This window comes from Enterobacter sp. WI-ESBL-E8 (assembly GCF_053364895.1).
In genome coordinates, this window is the sequence record NZ_JBRWXJ010000001.1 from 4,438,484 (window position 1) to 4,453,245 (window position 14,762).

Annotated in this window: 19 protein-coding genes; 6 read left to right on the forward strand and 13 right to left on the reverse strand. The window is 53.5% G+C overall.

From position 1 onward, the window contains the following. Positions 1 to 24 precede the first annotated feature (24 nt). The gene (rlmE, locus tag ACWHWP_RS21115) at positions 25 to 651 is read right to left on the reverse strand and encodes a 23S rRNA (uridine(2552)-2'-O)-methyltransferase RlmE (protein ID WP_010436004.1); all 627 of its coding nucleotides are present in this window, start codon (positions 649 to 651) and stop codon (positions 25 to 27) included. A 127-nt stretch (positions 652 to 778) separates the two neighbouring features. On the opposite strand from rlmE, the gene yhbY reads away from it, so the two are divergent. Next, the gene (gene yhbY / locus ACWHWP_RS21120) at positions 779 to 1,072 is read left to right on the forward strand and encodes a ribosome assembly RNA-binding protein YhbY (RefSeq protein WP_003861814.1); all 294 of its coding nucleotides are present in this window, start codon (positions 779 to 781) and stop codon (positions 1,070 to 1,072) included. 151 nt (positions 1,073 to 1,223) lie between these two features. Here yhbY and greA read toward each other — a convergent pair whose 3' ends face one another. Beyond that, positions 1,224 to 1,700, reverse strand: coding sequence for a transcription elongation factor GreA (gene greA, locus ACWHWP_RS21125; protein ID WP_047347710.1), 477 nt, complete (start codon positions 1,698 to 1,700; stop codon positions 1,224 to 1,226). Between the two features lie 227 nt (positions 1,701 to 1,927). Here greA and dacB point away from each other — a divergent pair, with 227 nt between their 5' ends. The 3 genes from dacB to pmrB are packed head-to-tail and all read left to right on the forward strand — an operon-like array spanning position 1,928 to position 5,066. Further along, entirely contained in the window at positions 1,928 to 3,361 is a 1,434-nt protein-coding gene (gene dacB / locus ACWHWP_RS21130) for a serine-type D-Ala-D-Ala carboxypeptidase (RefSeq protein WP_047347709.1), read from the forward strand. A gap of 2 nt (positions 3,362 to 3,363) precedes the next feature. Next, the gene (gene pmrA, locus ACWHWP_RS21135; RefSeq protein WP_047347708.1) at positions 3,364 to 4,026 is read left to right on the forward strand and encodes a two-component system response regulator PmrA; all 663 of its coding nucleotides are present in this window, start codon (positions 3,364 to 3,366) and stop codon (positions 4,024 to 4,026) included. Beyond that, positions 4,023 to 5,066 (forward strand): two-component system sensor histidine kinase PmrB, encoded by a 1,044-nt coding sequence (gene pmrB, locus ACWHWP_RS21140; protein ID WP_063957218.1) that lies wholly within the window; start codon positions 4,023 to 4,025, stop codon positions 5,064 to 5,066. The genes pmrA and pmrB overlap by 4 nt, the downstream gene beginning before the upstream one ends. A 34-nt stretch (positions 5,067 to 5,100) precedes the next feature. Here the strand turns inward: pmrB and cgtA are convergent, their stop codons facing one another. From cgtA to rplU, 4 genes are all read right to left on the reverse strand, one after another. Beyond that, positions 5,101 to 6,276: an Obg family GTPase CgtA gene (gene cgtA, locus ACWHWP_RS21145; RefSeq protein ID WP_023333597.1), complete on the reverse strand. Its 1,176-nt coding sequence runs from the start codon at positions 6,274 to 6,276 to the stop codon at positions 5,101 to 5,103. A gap of 15 nt (positions 6,277 to 6,291) precedes the next feature. Next, positions 6,292 to 7,257 (reverse strand): DMT family transporter, encoded by a 966-nt coding sequence (locus ACWHWP_RS21150; protein ID WP_047347705.1) that lies wholly within the window; start codon positions 7,255 to 7,257, stop codon positions 6,292 to 6,294. Between the two features lie 95 nt (positions 7,258 to 7,352). Further along, positions 7,353 to 7,610 carry a 50S ribosomal protein L27 gene (gene rpmA / locus ACWHWP_RS21155; RefSeq protein WP_004385076.1) on the reverse strand — a complete coding sequence of 86 codons (258 nt, stop codon included), beginning with the start codon at positions 7,608 to 7,610 and terminating at the stop codon, positions 7,353 to 7,355. A gap of 19 nt (positions 7,611 to 7,629) precedes the next feature. After that, positions 7,630 to 7,941, reverse strand: coding sequence for a 50S ribosomal protein L21 (rplU, locus tag ACWHWP_RS21160; RefSeq protein ID WP_003025032.1), 312 nt, complete (start codon positions 7,939 to 7,941; stop codon positions 7,630 to 7,632). Between the two features lie 257 nt (positions 7,942 to 8,198). Here rplU and ispB point away from each other — a divergent pair, with 257 nt between their 5' ends. Then, the gene (gene ispB, locus ACWHWP_RS21165; protein ID WP_047347704.1) at positions 8,199 to 9,170 is read left to right on the forward strand and encodes an octaprenyl diphosphate synthase; all 972 of its coding nucleotides are present in this window, start codon (positions 8,199 to 8,201) and stop codon (positions 9,168 to 9,170) included. 228 nt (positions 9,171 to 9,398) lie between these two features. Then, the gene (gene sfsB / locus ACWHWP_RS21170) at positions 9,399 to 9,686 is read left to right on the forward strand and encodes a DNA-binding transcriptional regulator SfsB (protein WP_447856326.1); all 288 of its coding nucleotides are present in this window, start codon (positions 9,399 to 9,401) and stop codon (positions 9,684 to 9,686) included. Between the two features lie 61 nt (positions 9,687 to 9,747). Here the strand turns inward: sfsB and murA are convergent, their stop codons facing one another. The 7 genes from murA to mlaF form a co-directional block, all read right to left on the reverse strand. Continuing rightward, complete coding sequence (gene murA, locus ACWHWP_RS21175; RefSeq protein WP_025756701.1) at positions 9,748 to 11,007, reverse strand: UDP-N-acetylglucosamine 1-carboxyvinyltransferase; 1,260 nt, start codon at positions 11,005 to 11,007, stop codon at positions 9,748 to 9,750. A gap of 50 nt (positions 11,008 to 11,057) precedes the next feature. Next, positions 11,058 to 11,312, reverse strand: a complete 255-nt coding sequence (ibaG, locus tag ACWHWP_RS21180) for a BolA family iron metabolism protein IbaG (protein WP_008501458.1) — start codon at positions 11,310 to 11,312, stop codon at positions 11,058 to 11,060. A gap of 126 nt (positions 11,313 to 11,438) precedes the next feature. Next, complete coding sequence (gene mlaB / locus ACWHWP_RS21185; protein ID WP_447856328.1) at positions 11,439 to 11,732, reverse strand: lipid asymmetry maintenance protein MlaB; 294 nt, start codon at positions 11,730 to 11,732, stop codon at positions 11,439 to 11,441. Further along, positions 11,732 to 12,367: a phospholipid-binding protein MlaC gene (mlaC, locus tag ACWHWP_RS21190; protein ID WP_047347700.1), complete on the reverse strand. Its 636-nt coding sequence runs from the start codon at positions 12,365 to 12,367 to the stop codon at positions 11,732 to 11,734. The genes mlaB and mlaC overlap by 1 nt, the downstream gene beginning before the upstream one ends. An 18-nt stretch (positions 12,368 to 12,385) precedes the next feature. Further along, positions 12,386 to 12,934 (reverse strand): outer membrane lipid asymmetry maintenance protein MlaD, encoded by a 549-nt coding sequence (mlaD, locus tag ACWHWP_RS21195; protein WP_047347699.1) that lies wholly within the window; start codon positions 12,932 to 12,934, stop codon positions 12,386 to 12,388. A gap of 4 nt (positions 12,935 to 12,938) precedes the next feature. Then, positions 12,939 to 13,721: a lipid asymmetry maintenance ABC transporter permease subunit MlaE gene (gene mlaE / locus ACWHWP_RS21200; RefSeq protein ID WP_047347698.1), complete on the reverse strand. Its 783-nt coding sequence runs from the start codon at positions 13,719 to 13,721 to the stop codon at positions 12,939 to 12,941. A 7-nt stretch (positions 13,722 to 13,728) separates the two neighbouring features. Continuing rightward, on the reverse strand, positions 13,729 to 14,541 hold the full coding sequence (mlaF, locus tag ACWHWP_RS21205) for a phospholipid ABC transporter ATP-binding protein MlaF (protein ID WP_047347697.1): 813 nt from the start codon (positions 14,539 to 14,541) through the stop codon (positions 13,729 to 13,731). Positions 14,542 to 14,762: the final 221 nt, after the last annotated feature.

Below are 14,762 nucleotides of genomic sequence, written 5' to 3' on the forward strand. Positions count from 1 at the left end.
CTTTCGCCTGAAATCTACCGGTTATCATTTTCGCCCGGTCGCTACAATATACACTTCACGGGAACGCGCCCGGGAAGAGTCCGGTTTACGAACTTTAACCTTCGCAAACAGGGAGCGAATTTCCTTAAGGTACTCCTCGAAACCTTCGCCCTGAAACACCTTCACAACAAAACTACCACCAGGCGCTAGTACATCACGACACATTTCTAACGCTAGCTCCACCAGATACATGCCGCGAGGGATATCCACCGCCGGTGTTCCGCACATATTTGGTGCCATATCAGACATGACAACCTGGACCTTACTGTCACCCACACGTTCAAGTAACGCTTTTAGCACTAATTCGTCACGAAAATCGCCCTGAAGAAAGTCGACACCAACGATGGGATCCATTGGTAAAAGATCGCATGCGATGATTCGACCCGCTCCGCCGATCTGCGTTACCGCATACTGGGACCATCCGCCAGGTGCTGCACCGAGGTCGACAACCGTCATCCCCGGCTTAAAAAGTTTGTCACTTTGCTGTATTTCATCAAGTTTAAACCAGGCGCGGGAACGTAACCCCTTTTTCTGCGCCTGCAGAACATATTTATCGCTAAAGTGTTCCTGAAGCCAGCGGCTGGAACTGGCAGAACGCTTTTTACCTGTCATTTAACATTTCCGTCCGGGTTCATCGTTGCTTACCTTTGGCGTAAATTTCTACGCTGCTGTTTGGCGATATTAGGGAGATGGCGGTAGAATGAACCGTTTTCAATCCCAACGTAAGCAAAAATATACGATGAATCTGAGTACTAAACAAAAACAGCACCTTAAAGGTCTGGCACATCCGCTCAAGCCTGTAGTTATGCTTGGCAACAATGGTTTGACCGAAGGGGTGCTTGCCGAGATTGAACAAGCGCTGGAACACCACGAGCTGATCAAGGTGAAAATCGCCTCTGAAGACAGAGACACTAAAAACCTGATCGTGGAAGCCATCGTGCGCGAAACCGGTGCCTGTAATGTACAGGTCATCGGTAAAACGCTGGTGCTCTATCGCCCATCTAAAGAGCGCAAAATCTCGCTGCCACGTTAAGGATATCCTGAATTGAACACATTTTCTGTGTAAAACGAGGGATTTCTGTCAGCAGGTGAGCAAAATGCCACGCTCCTTGAGTTGTTAAAAGGCCGCTATGCGGCCTTTTTCTTTTCTTTACAATGTATCAACATCTTAGCAGAGAGGCGAATTACAGGTATTCAACCTTGATAATTTCATATTCCACTTCACCACCTGGGGTGCGGATGGTGACAACATCATCCTGCTCTTTGCCAATCAGGCCGCGAGCAATCGGTGAGTTCACCGAAATCAGGTTCTGTTTGAAGTCTGCTTCATCATCACCCACGATGCGATACGTCTGCTCTTCGTCGCTGTCGAGGTTAAGCACGGTAACGGTTGCACCGAAAATCACGCGGCCATTATTAGGCATCTTAGTGATATCAATAACCTGCGCGTTGGACAGTTTTGCTTCGATATCTTTAATACGCCCTTCACAGAAGCCCTGCTGCTCACGCGCGGCGTGATATTCAGCGTTCTCTTTCAGGTCGCCATGCTCGCGCGCATCCGCGATAGCGGCGATGATTTCAGGACGACGAACGGATTTCAGGAAATCCAGCTCTTCGCGCAGTTTTTCGGCACCACGTAAGGTCATCGGAATAGCTTGCATTTGTTATACCTCTTAAACATTCCTGTTGGGAGCAGTGTTCCCTGCCCCGGCCCTCATGAGCAGGCCAGAAGCAAAAAGAAAACCGACCCGGGAGCAACGCCCCAGGTCAGCAGCAATTTTCAATTTGATATGCATTTTACCGCGAAGTTCACTATGGGTCATCGTTTACTTTGCAGTGCTATGCACCGTAGTATGACGGTTTGTTTTCGGGTTGTTAGCGCGAGATTATGCGATTTTCCAGATTTATCATCGGATTGACTACCAGTATAACGTTCAGCGTTCAGGCCGCGAATGTTGATGAGTATATTAATCAACTGCCCGCAGGTGCCAACCTTGCCTTGATGGTGCAAAAGGTCGGGGCGCAGACGCCAGAGATTGACTACCACAGTCAACAGATGGCCCTGCCTGCCAGTACCCAGAAGGTGATTACTGCGCTTGCCGCCCTCCTTCAACTTGGGCCCGACTTCCGGTTTACCACCACACTTGAGACCAAAGGTAACGTCGAGGGTGGCGAACTGAAAGGCGATCTTATCGCCCGCTTTGGCGGTGACCCGACCTTTAAACGCCAGGATATCCGCAATATGGTTGCGGTACTGAAAAAAACCGGCGTGCAGAGGATTGATGGCAATGTGCTGATAGATACGTCCATCTTTGCCAGCCACGATAAAGCCCCAGGCTGGCCGTGGAACGATATGACGCAATGCTTTAGCGCCCCACCCGCCGCCGCGATTGTTGACCGTAACTGCTTCTCGGTTTCGCTTTACAGCGCGCCAAAGCCTGATGACTTAGCGTTTATCCGCATAGCATCCTACTACCCGGTCACGATGTTTAGCCAGGTCCGCACGCTGGCCAAGGGATCCCCGGATGCACAGTATTGCGAACTGGATGTGGTGCCAGGCGATCTTAACCGCTTCACGCTTACCGGCTGCCTGACGCAGCGTGCCGATCCGCTGCCGCTGGCCTTTGCGATACAGGACGGTGCCAGCTACGCGGGCGCCATTCTGAAAGATGAGCTGAAACAAGCGGGAATAACCTACTCCGGCACGTTGCTTCGTCAGACGCAGGTCAACCAGCCCGGCACGGTCATCGCCAGCAAGCAGTCTCCGCCGCTGCACGATTTGCTGCGAATTATGCTGAAAAAATCTGACAACATGATTGCCGACACCGTGTTCCGCATGATTGGTCACGCACGGTTTGGCGTGCCGGGAACCTGGCGCGCGGGCTCTGACGCGGTTCGTCAGATCCTGCGCCAGCAGGCAGGGATCGATCTGGGTAATACCATTGCCGTCGATGGCTCCGGATTATCGCGTCATAATTTGATCTCTCCGGCCACAATGATGCAAGTGCTACAGTACATTGCACAGCATGACACTGAGCTAAACTTTATTTCAATGCTGCCACTGGCCGGTCATGATGGTTCGTTGCAGTACCGCGCCGGGCTTCACGCTGCCGGTGTGGATGGCAAAGTATCCGCCAAAACCGGTTCACTGCAGGGGGTTTACAACCTTGCAGGCTTCATCACTACCGCCAGCGGACAACGCATGGCATTCGTGCAGTATCTTTCCGGCTATGCCGTCGAACCGACCGACCAGCGCAATCGCCGTATTCCGCTTGTTCGCTTCGAAAGCAGGCTCTATAAGGACATTTATCAGAATAACTAGCGATGAAACTACTCATAGTTGAAGACGATCTGTTATTGCAGGAAGGGCTGGCGCTGGGTCTGGCCAATGAAGGGTATGCACTCGACTGTGCCAGCACGGCGGCGGAGGCGGATGCCCTGATTCAGAGCGGCGAATACAGTCTGGTGATCCTCGATTTGGGTTTGCCTGACAAAGACGGCGCCACGCTCCTGACCCAGTGGCGACGTCGCGGTATCGCCAACCCGGTATTGATCCTGACAGCACGCGATGCCATTGAAGATCGTATCACCGGCCTTGATGCCGGTGCTGATGATTACCTGGTGAAGCCTTTTGCACTTGCGGAGCTGCAGGCCCGGGTGCGCGCGTTGATTCGCCGCTATCAGGGGCACAGTGACAACTTACTCACCGACGGCGATATTACGCTGAATCTGCAAACCCAGCAGGTACTGCGCCAGGCCCAACCGGTTGAGGTGACCCCAAAAGAGTTCGCCCTGCTTACGCGTCTGATCATGCGCAGCGGGCAAACGGTGCACAGAGAAACCCTCCAGCAGGATATCTACTCCTGGCAGGACGATCCGGGGTCAAATACCCTTGAAGTCCATATTCACAACCTGCGTCGTAAGCTCGGCAAAGACAGGATCAAAACTGTCCGTGGCGTTGGTTATCGCCTGGAGAGCCAGAAATGAACAGCATGCGTCGGCGCCTGATGGTGCTGCTGGCGGTCATTCTGTTATTTTTCCAGTTGATAAGCGTTATCTGGCTGTGGCATGAAAGCCGTGAACAGATTGGTTTTCTGGTCAGTGAAACGTTGTCTGCCAAAGCCCGCAATAACCATGTCGAGAAAGAGATCCGCGAAGCGATTGCCTCTCTTCTCGTTCCTTCTCTGGTGATGGTCGGTTTCACGCTGCTGTTTTCATTCTGGGCAGTTACCTGGATAACCCGGCCCCTGAATAAACTGCGCGCCAGCCTGGCTAACCGTTCGGCGGATAACTTAACCCCGCTCCCTATGTATTCCGACATGGAAGAAATTGGTGCGGTCACCACTTCCCTGAACCAGTTACTCGCCAGGCTGGATAATACCATTCAGCAGGAGCGTCTATTCACCGCAGACGCCGCACACGAACTGCGAACGCCCCTTGCCGGGATCCGGCTCCATCTGGAGCTCATGGCGCAGTCTGGCGCGCCACAGGCCGCGACGTTAATCAGCCGCATCGATCAGCTCATGCATACCGTTGAACAACTGCTGATGCTGGCCCGGGCCGGACAGGCAATGGCCAGCGGCCACTACGATACCGTTAACTGGACGGACAATATCATTATGCCGCTTGGTCTTGAGCATGAAGCCAAAGAGCATACGGTGATATGGCCGGCCAGGAGCGCGCTCACGGTTCAGGGAGACGCAGTGCTTCTGCGCCTGATGCTGCGAAACCTGCTGGAGAATGCCGGACGATACAGCCCGTCAGGGACAACGATTGAAGTGACATTAAACGAAGTTGAAGGCGGTACTCAGGTCAGCGTTATCGATCAGGGGCCCGGTATTGATGAAGCCCACCGGCAGTCAATTACGGAGCCATTCCGTCGTCTTGACCAGCGCTACGGTGGCAGTGGTCTGGGCCTGAGTATCGTGCAACGCATCGTGCAGCTCCACCGCGGCAAGCTGACGCTAGAAAATGGCGCTGAGGGCGGCTTAATCGCCAGCTGCTGGTTGCCATCAACGCTGGAATAAAAAAAGCCCCCATAATGGGGGCTTTGGACAGATATTAGTGCTTGTAGATGAACTCGACGCCTTCTTCGTCGTCTTCATCCCAGTCATCGTCCCAGTCTTCATCATCTTCTTCCGCTTCCAGCTCTTCGAGCTGCTGGCGGTGGTAGTCATCCCACATGAATTCGACTTTTTCAGGCTGCTTAGCTTCTTCCGCCTGAACAATTGGGTTTTCGATGATAAAGGTCATCACATCCCAGCACAGATCTTTCACGCCAACCTGGCTTGCCGCAGAGATCAGGTAGTATTTATCTTCCCAACCCATCGCTTCTGCAATCGCTTTGGCTTTCGCTTCCGCTTCGGCTTTATCCATCAGGTCGATCTTGTTGAAGACCAGCCAGCGTGGTTTATTCGCCAGTTTTTCGCTGTATTTTTCCAGCTCACCGATAATGATGCGGGCATTTTCAACCGGATCGGAACCGTCGATAGGATCGATATCGATGAGATGCAGCAGTACACGGCAACGCTCAAGGTGTTTCAGGAAGCGGATACCCAGCCCCGCCCCTTCCGCCGCGCCTTCAATTAGACCCGGGATATCGGCAACCACAAAGCTCTTCTCGTTATCCATACGGACAACGCCAAGGCTTGGTACCAGGGTGGTAAACGGATAGTCCGCCACTTTTGGTTTTGCAGCAGAGACAGCGCGAATAAACGTCGATTTACCGGCGTTTGGCATACCCAGCATGCCCACGTCTGCCAGAAGCATCAGCTCCAGCTGCAGATCGCGCTTATCGCCCGGTGTACCCATCGTTTTCTGACGCGGCGTACGGTTAACGGAAGATTTGAAACGGCTGTTACCCAGACCGTGCCAGCCGCCTTTCGCAACCATCAGGCGCTGACCGTGTTTGGTCATGTCACCCATGGTTTCACCGGTTCCCTGGTCAATCACACGCGTACCGACCGGAACCTTAATGGTGACGTCTTTTCCACGTTTCCCGGTACAGTCACGGCTCTGGCCGTTCTGGCCACGTTCAGCGCGGAAGGATTTCTCGAAACGGTAGTCGATCAGCGTGTTGAGGTTCTCATCCGCCTCCAGCCACACGTCACCACCATCCCCGCCGTCGCCGCCGTCAGGACCGCCACGTGGGATATATTTTTCACGGCGGAAGCTCACGCAACCATTGCCGCCATCACCAGCCACGACCAGGATCGTCGCTTCATCAACAAACTTCATTTTACTCTCCGTAACTCATTCGCCTGAGCGGGGGACTACTACAACCGCTTCATTTTTGCGCCAACGTCCCCAAAGACGATGACCAATGGCGGAATACATCGCGCCCGCAACCACGACAAACGCACCGAGATAACCCAACAGGTTGAGCATCGGTCTGACGAAGACATCGGGCCAGGCCATTGATAACAAATCTGAAAATAACAGCGTAAACAGCGGAGTAAGCGTAATTAACGCGCTCACCTGTGCTGCCTGCCAGCGCGCCATCGCTTCGGCCAGCGCGCCATAACCGACCAGCGTGTTCAGCCCACAAAAAATGAGGCACGCCAGTTGCCAGTCGCTAAGCTGGGTAATCACACCCGGCTTTGCTAATGGCAGCAATGCTATTGTACACAAAGTGTACAGCAAAAAGAGGATCTGCTGTGAGGCAAGACGACGCAATAACACCTTTTGCGCGACGCCATAACTCACCCAGACCGTTGCTGCCCCGACACCGAAGATCACACCCCACGTGTAATCCGTCAGTCGGGTAAAAATCTCCAGCAGACTGGTGTTGAAGAACATCACCAGACCGCATAGCAGCATGCTCGCCCCGATAATCTGCGTACCGCGCATCTTCTCCTTAAGGATAAAGACGCTGGCGACCATCATGCCCACGGGTGAAAGCTGACCAATCACCTGTGACGCCGTAGGGCTAAGGTATTGCAGGGAAGAGCTGAACAGGATGAAGTTACCAAACAGACCGCCCGTCGCGATAGCCAGCAACACCAGCCAGCGCGGTTTACGGAAGAGTCGCAAAGGTGGAAGCTTACCTTTGACAGCCAGAATGGCCCCGAGGCCGATGCTTGCCATCAGAAAGCGATAAAAGACCACCGTAGGCGGCTCCATCACTTCCAGTACCTGCTTCATTGCAATTGGCAGCGCGCCCCAGCACATTGCGGTGGTGAGCGCCAAAAGAATACCTATGCCGGCCTGCTGCTTCATGCCCGTTTTCCCTACAGAAAATTTTCCGGGTTTCCAATGTAAAAAGCCCCGCAACACGTTGCGGGGCTTTAATCCGTTACCGGACCGAGAAAACCTTACTCAGCAACGATGCTGATGTATTTACGGTTGTTCGGGCCTTTAACTTCAAATTTCACTTTACCGTCTGCTTTAGCAAACAGAGTGTGGTCACGACCGCAACCTACGTTGTTGCCAGCGTGGAATTTGGTACCACGTTGACGAACGATGATGCTACCCGCCAGAACGGATTCGCCACCGAAACGCTTAACGCCAAGGCGTTTAGCTTCTGAATCGCGACCGTTACGTGTGGAGCCGCCAGCCTTTTTATGTGCCATTTAAATCTCTCCTCAGGTCTTAGGCGCTGATGCCAGTAATTTTCACATCAGTGAACCACTGACGGTGGCCCTGCTGCTTACGGTAGTGCTTACGACGACGAAACTTAACGATTTTAACTTTCTCGCCACGACCGTGTGCAACAACTTCAGCTTTGATAACGCCGCCATCAACGAAAGGAACGCCGATTTTGACTTCTTCACCGTTTGCGATCATCAGAACTTCTGCGAATTCAACAGATTCGCCAGTTGCGATGTCCAGCTTTTCCAGGCGAACGGTCTGACCTTCGCTTACTCGGTGTTGTTTACCACCACTTTGGAAAACCGCGTACATATAAACTCCGCTTCCGCGCACGTCCTCGTATGATTCAGAGTGCGCTATAAATATTCACAATAGGGCGCGAATATTACGCAAAACGCGAGCCTTTGACAAGTGCTACCGTCAATACATGAAGAAAAAAAACACAACGCGTACGGTAACGTTTATCTGAGCCGTTTTTTCAGTACAATCAGCACTACTATTGATAAACCGAAACCCTTCGTTACCCCATTGTAGATGGGATCAACAGGATAAAAAGCCCGGCTTTTGCGATGAATTTAGAAAAAATCAACGAGTTAACCGCGCAAGATATGGCGGGTGTGAATGCAGCAATCCTGGAGCAACTCAACTCTGACGTTCAGCTGATCAATCAGTTGGGCTATTACATTGTCAGCGGCGGCGGTAAACGCATTCGTCCGATGATCGCCATTCTGGCTGCCAGAGCCGTTGGTTATGAGGGAAATGCCCACATCACGATCGCAGCACTCATCGAATTTATTCACACGGCGACGCTTCTGCATGATGACGTTGTGGATGAATCGGATATGCGTCGTGGAAAAGCCACGGCAAATGCCGCTTTCGGAAACGCAGCCAGCGTACTGGTGGGGGATTTTATTTATACCCGCGCCTTCCAGATGATGACCAGTCTGGGTTCCCTGAAAGTGCTGGAGGTGATGTCCGAAGCCGTTAACGTTATTGCAGAAGGCGAAGTGCTGCAGCTGATGAACGTCAACGACCCTGACATCACCGAAGAAAACTACATGCGTGTGATTTACAGTAAAACCGCGCGCCTGTTTGAGGCGGCCGCCCAGTGCTCCGGCATTCTGGCGGACTGTACCGAGGCACAGGAAAAAGGGCTGCAGGACTATGGTCGTTATCTGGGTACGGCATTCCAGTTAATTGACGATTTGCTGGACTACAGTGCGGACGGTGAGACGCTCGGCAAAAACGTGGGTGATGACCTGAACGAAGGCAAACCAACCCTGCCGCTGCTTCACGCAATGCGCAACGGAACTGCCGACCAGGCGAAAATGATCCGTGAAGCGATTGAGCAGGGAAATGGCCGCCATCTTCTGGAACCTGTACTGGAAACTATGGCCATCTGCGGATCGCTGGAGTGGACCCGTCAGCGCGCGGAAGAAGAAGCGGATAAAGCCATCGCTGCACTGCAGGTAATCCCAGACAGCCCATGGCGCGATGCGCTAATTGGTCTGGCCCACATCGCCGTTCAGCGCGACCGTTAACCCCCTTGTTTCTCCCCGCGCCATCGCGGGGAGATTCCAGTACACCCCAGTAAATTACGTATTCATGTAAATTTATCGGTTTAGAGACCGCATGAATAAAGCCATTCCTTATTCTGAATATCCCTTCAAGTAACGCGAACTTTTTAGAACAACAGTTTGAAATGGGTATAGTAAGCCCGTCGTTTCAGAAGAAACGGCGTAGGTGAATCCGAACTTAAGGACAGCGTTATGGATACGAAATTTATCGACTGGCACACGGCTGATATCATTGCGGCACTGCGCAAAAGAGGCACTTCACTGGCTGCAGAGTCCCGCCGCCATGGACTGAGTTCTTCAACCCTCGCAAACGCCCTGACCCGCCCCTGGCCTAAAGGAGAGTTAATTATCGCAACGGCACTGGATACGCATCCGTGGATCATCTGGCCTTCGCGCTACCACGATCCAGTAACCCATGAATTTATCGACAGATCGCGGATGATTCGCCAGAGAAAGGCAAAGAAAGAAACGCAGGAATAATGCGTTTTTTGACAGGAACAGCAACCCCCCGGTCATTTCTGGCAGGGGGCTGCCGGAAAGATTACTCGCCCTTCACACGCTCGATATTCGCACCCAGCGCGCGCAGTTTATCTTCGATACGTTCGTAACCACGATCGATGTGATAAATACGATCCACAATCGTTGTGCCTTCCGCGATACAACCCGCCAGCACCAGGCTTGCAGACGCACGCAGATCGGTGGCCATCACCTGAGCGCCAGACAGTTTCTCAACGCCGTGGCAAATCACGGTATTACTCTCGATCTCTGCATGTGCGCCCATACGGATCAGCTCCGGTACGTGCATGAAGCGGTTCTCGAAAATGGTTTCAGTGATGAAGCCGGTACCTTCGGCGACCAGGTTCAGCAGGGTGAACTGCGCCTGCATGTCGGTCGGGAACGCCGGATGCGGCGCCGTACGTACATTGACCGCTTTTGGACGCTGGCCATGCATATCCAGGCTGATCCAGTCTTCACCGATTTCGATATCCGCACCCGCATCACGCAGCTTCGCTAGCACCGCGTCCAGGGTGTCAGGCTGTGCATTACGGCAGACAATTTTACCGCCAGAGATCGCCGCAGCCACCAGGAAAGTACCGGTTTCGATACGGTCCGGCAGTACGCGATAAACACCGCCGCCCAGACGCTCAACGCCTTCGATGGTGATGCGGTCAGTACCCTGACCGGAAATCTTCGCACCCAGCGCCACGAGGAAGTTGGCGGTATCCACAATTTCCGGCTCACGCGCGGCGTTTTCGATGATCGTGGTGCCTTCTGCCAGCGTCGCCGCAGACATAATGGTGACCGTTGCGCCCACGCTCACTTTGTCCATGACAATGTGCGCGCCTTTCAGACGCCCGTTGACGGACGCTTTGACGTAACCTTCTTCCAGCTTGATCTCTGCGCCCAGTTTTTCCAGACCAAAGATATGCAGGTCAACCGGACGCGCACCGATAGCGCAACCGCCCGGCAGTGAAACCTGCCCCTGGCCAAAACGCGCCACCAGCGGACCAAGCGCCCAGATGGAAGCACGCATGGTTTTCACCAGATCGTAAGGGGCAGAGAAGTTGTTTACGTTACTGGCGTCGATCCAGACGGAACCATTACGCTCGACTTTAGTGCCCAACTGGGTGAGCAACTTCATGGTGGTGTCGATATCTTTCAGCTTCGGTACGTTTTGAATTTCTACCGGCTCTTCCGCGAGCAGCGCAGCAAAAAGGATTGGCAGCGCGGCGTTTTTCGCGCCAGAAATTGTGACTTCGCCCTGGAGACGCGTTGGCCCCTGTACACGAAATTTATCCATTGTGTGCTCTCTTATAAATTCAACCGTGCTGCGGGCCTGTCGCCCTCAGCTCAAAAACCGTTTAGTTTGCGATCGCGTGCCCACTCTTGCGGGGTGAACGCTTTAATCGACAGGGCGTGGATGCGGTTATCCGCAATATATTCCATCAGCGGCGCGTACACAGCCTGCTGCTTCTTCACACGGCTCATACCGTCGAACATCTCACCCACAGCAATAACCTGGAAGTGACTGCCATCGCCAGTGACGTGGGCTTCCTGAAGGGAGAGTGCATTCATCAGCACTGTCTGGATTTCATGATTTTCCATGGGTTCTTAATCATCTGATAGTGAAAACAAGCCCAACATCTTAGAGCAAAGTGGCGTCGTCTTAAACAAGCAAAAAGCCCTGACGATGAAACAGTCAGGGCTTTCAGAAGTAACGCACTGAAAATATTAACGAGGCAGTACGTCCTGAGGGAGATTGTAGAGCTGCGCAAGGGTAACCACATTATCGCTCGCGCCGTGAAGCATGACGCTAGCCCCCTGCTTTTTCCCCTCGGCAATCAGATGGGCAAGCAGCGCAACACCTGCCGTATCGACCCGCGTGACGTCGCTTAAGTCGATAAGCGTCACGCCCTGCATGGCTTCATGGCGTTTGTCCCACAAGGGGTTCAGCAGATCCTGATCCAGCTCACCGGACAGCTTTAATGTCTCGCCTTCACGCGACCAGCTGAGTTGCTGTGACATTACTTCTTCTCGTCCAGGCTAATTTTCTGACGAGAAATGGACTGCAGCTGTGCGGTCAGGCCATCAATGCCTTTGGTACGCAGCAGGTCGCTCCACTCGTTCTGTTTGGTGGTGATCATGCTTACCCCTTCGGCAATCATGTCATACGCCTGCCAGTTACCGGTCTGGCTGTTTTTACGCCACTGGAAATCCAGGCGAACCGGCGGGCGACCGTTAGGATCGTTGATCGTCACGCGGATAGGCACAATGGTCGCATCGCCCAGCGGCTGCTCAGGCGCAATCTGGTAGGTCTGGCCGTGGTACATCGCCAGCGCCTGACCGTAAGCCTGTTTCAGGTATTCACGGAACGCGGCAAAGTAGGCGTCACGCTGCGCAGGGGTCGCGTCTTTGTAATAGCGGCCCAGCACCAGCGCACCCGCGTATTTGATCTGCACATACGGCAGCAGTTCCTGATCAACGACGTCACGCAGGTAATCAGGATTAGCACGAATTTTAGGCTGTTCGTTCTTAAGACGGTCGAAGGTTTTCTTCGCCGCTTCGTCCATCAGTTTGTACGGGTTACTCTGATCCGCAGCATGCACCGCGGTGAGAGGGGCAATGACCAGCATGGCAACCATTAACAGTCGTTTAAACATGAATGACTTCTCCTGAAATTAATTCGTCGTGCCAGGTGTCGGTGCGACGTTGGTATGATCTTCGCTCTGCGCAGGGGCAGCGTCGGATTTTTTCTCATCCCCTTTACTGTTGTAAAGGAACTGACCAATCATATCCTCCAGCACCATCGCGGACTTCGTATCCTGGATGACGCTACCGTCTTTAAGGATAGTCGTTCCCAGCTCAGGGTCTTCAAAACCGACGTTAAGCGCCAGATATTGTTCGCCCAGCAGGCCCGAAGTCCGGATCGAAAGGGAACTGGTGTCCGGAATATGGTTGTAACGCTCTTCGATATCCATCGCGACGCGTGGCAGGTAGGTTTTCTCATCAAGCGTAATGTCAGATACGCGTCCGATCACCACGCCGCCAATACGGACCGGTGAACGGGCCTTCAGCCCGCCGATATTATCGAAGGTGGCATAGATGCGATACGTTGGCTCGGTACGCACAGACGTGATATCCGCCGCTCTCAGGCAGATAAACAGCGCGGCCAGCAGCGCCAGTAGCAGGAATATGCCGACCCAAATTTCATTTTTTTTCGTTTGCATGAATTCAATTCCCAAACATCAGTGCAGTGAGCACAAAATCCAGACCCAGTACGGCCAGCGACGAATGTACGACGGTACGTGTAGTTGCACGGCTAATGCCTGCCGACGTCGGGATGGCATCGTAACCATTGAACAAGGCAATCCAGGTGACCGTAATGGCAAATACCACGCTTTTAATCAGACAGTTAACCAGATCCATTCGCAGGTCAATGGCGTCCTGCATGGCGGACCAGAAGAAACCGGCATCAATGCCTTTCCAGTGGACGCCAACCAGCGAACCGCCCCAGATACCCACGGCGACAAACAGAATAGTCAGTAGCGGTAAAGAGATTACGCCAGCCCAGAAACGCGGAGAGATCACGCGACGCAGCGGATCGACCGCCATCATCTCCATGCTGGAGAGCTGCTCTGTCGCACGCATCAGGCCAATTTCAGCCGTTAATGCCGACCCCGCGCGCCCGGCGAACAACAGCGCCGCCACAACCGGCCCCAGTTCACGCAGCAGCGAGAGCGCCACCAGCATCCCGAGGCTGGTTTCCGCACTGTAGGTTGTCAGCACAAGGTAGCCCTGTAGCCCAAGCACCATACCGATAAACAGGCCGGAAACGATGATGATGAGCATCGACAGCACGCCGACATTATAAAGCTGCCGCACCAGCAGAGGGGCGTGCTTACGGAATTCCGGCTTGCCGAACAGCGCGTTGAATAACATCAATCCGGCACGCCCGAACGTCCTGATGGTTTTTATGCCACGGTGTCCGAGAGCGGCCAACGCATTTAACAGCATGAGTGGCTTAACTCCCTATTCCCAGTAAATCGTCACGATAGTCGCCCGCCGGGTAGCGGAACGGCACCGGGCCATCGGCAATACCGTCAAGGAACTGCCGCACGCGCGGGTCGCAATTTTCCTGCAGCGCCTGAGCGCTACCGTGTGCGACGATCTTTTTGTCCGCCACGATATAGGCGTAATCGGCAATGCTCAACACTTCCGGTACATCGTGAGATACCACAATGCAGGTTACGCCAAGCGCGCTGTTCAGTTCAGAGATGAGCTTCACCAGCACGCCCATCGTGATGGGATCCTGCCCAACGAACGGTTCGTCGAACATGATTAAATCGGGTTCTAATGCAATGGCTCGCGCCAGCGCGGCGCGGCGCGCCATACCGCCGGAGAGTTCCGAAGGCATCAGTTTCGCCGCCCCCCGCAAACCGACGGCCTCAAGCTTCATCATCACCGTGCTTTTCAGCAACGCAGGCGGCAGGCTGGTATGTTCGCGCAGCGGATAGGCCACGTTATCAAAAACGTTCATATCAGTGAACAAGGCCCCTGACTGAAAGAGCATGCTCATACGTTTGCGAACAGTATACAGGCGCGAGCGTGACATCTCCGGGATGTTTTCGCCATCAAAGAGGATTTCACCGCTATCAGGTGGGATTTGCCCACCAATAAGGCGCAGCAGGGTCGTTTTACCGATCCCGGACGGCCCCATGATGGCAGTGATCTTGCCACGCGGCACGGTCAACGAAATATCATCAAATATCAATCTGTTGGAGCGAGAAAAGCTTACTCCACGGACATCGACTATATTCGCCAGCGTTTGGCTCATTTACGGTTCCTTTCTTGCCCTGCTTCATGCGAAGCGTGAAGCTTAAATCAGCCCTAAACCCCACATTTTTACAGAATATTGGCTGGAGAGGTTAGCGAAAGCTGGCATTTGTTTTACTTTTCCGGCGCATAAAGTCAAAATTAGGAATTCGTTACGCCTCAGACTGTATACAGTCCAGCCATTCCCGTGCGATGGACCGACGAGTATACCTGAAGAAAGGA